Annotated in this window: 2 protein-coding genes; both read left to right on the top strand. The window is 63.7% G+C overall.

Annotated features, from left to right (window positions below):
- On the top strand, positions 1–541 hold a 541-nt coding region (locus ACFPOB_RS30145), incomplete at its 5' end, for a hypothetical protein (protein ID WP_377801845.1).
- 7 nt (positions 542–548) lie between these two features.
- On the top strand, positions 549–1,001 hold the full coding sequence (locus ACFPOB_RS30140) for a hypothetical protein (protein WP_377801844.1): 453 nt from the start codon (positions 549–551) through the stop codon (positions 999–1,001).
- Positions 1,002–1,133: the final 132 nt, after the last annotated feature.

Genomic DNA, 1,133 nt, shown 5'->3' with positions numbered 1-1,133 from the left:
CAGCTACATCTCGCTGATCTCGGATTATTCACACGACCAGATCACCGCGTTGCGCGGCCGTCGCGTCGTGATCCAGGGTCGCGATAACGCCGGTGCTGCGCTCCAGAACCGGACGATTTATTTCGAACCCAACCCGCTCGCCGCCAACCTGCAGGACCCGGCGACGCGCGACACCCAGAACTATCCGAACAACACCTCGGCTTTCGTTCTCAACGCCGGATCGAGCTGGCAATCGAACTCGATCATTTACAATCGGGGTATCGTGACGGGCGGGACGCAGGTGAACTCGGCTCAGTTCATCGCCGACGGCCTGGCGAGCATGGATATCGTCGGCGGGGTTCTGCAGTCACCGCCCGCCGGCGTCAACACAGTCTGGTTCGCCTCCATCCTCAACCGGCTGTCGATCTCGTTCAGTGGGGTCGCCGTCGACGGTGACACCACCGGCAAAATCTACACGACGCAGCTCGGCGGATCGCCTCTGGCTGCGGGAGCCAGTCCCAACAGCGTCTGGTATTTTTCATCCAACGTGACGAGCTCGTGAGGCTGACATGCCGATCACCCTGACCCATGCCGGCCTCAGATTTTTCGCCGCCTCATCAGAGCAACTCGTCTCGGCCGGCGTTCCGGCCGAGATCGTCCTCGCCGCCGTGAAGGAGGTGCGCAAGGCCGAGATCGACGACGAGGCCGAACGGCAGCGATTGCGCTGGATCACGGGCGGCGCCGGCCAGGCGATGACGTACACCCGCAAGGTCGAACAGGCGCGCGCCGCGCTTGCCGCGGCCGATCCGCAGTTGGCCGACTATCCACTGCTCGCGGCTTCGATCGGCATCGACGGCCCGGACATCGTGTCAGTGGCAAATGTCGTCGTCGGCATGGATGCCGCTTGGGAACAGATCGGCGCGGCGATCGAAAGCGCGAGGCTCGCCGCCAAGCAGGCGATCGCCGGCGCGCCGGATGAGGCGGCCGTGCTGGTGGTCCAGCCGGTCTGGCCGTCGGTCTGACTGGGCACGGCATTCACCTGCCGGTCAGCCCCCGCGAACTCAGCCGACCGACCCGACCAGACGCCTTTGGCAGAGATTCAATCTGTTGCCATTTGATTGTTCGTTCATTGCCATTTGAAAGTTCGCGCTACA

Source organism: Allobosea eneae (assembly GCF_042657265.1).
GTDB lineage: Bacteria > Pseudomonadota > Alphaproteobacteria > Rhizobiales > Beijerinckiaceae > Allobosea > Allobosea eneae.
This window is presented reverse-complemented; position numbering and strand designations above follow the sequence as displayed.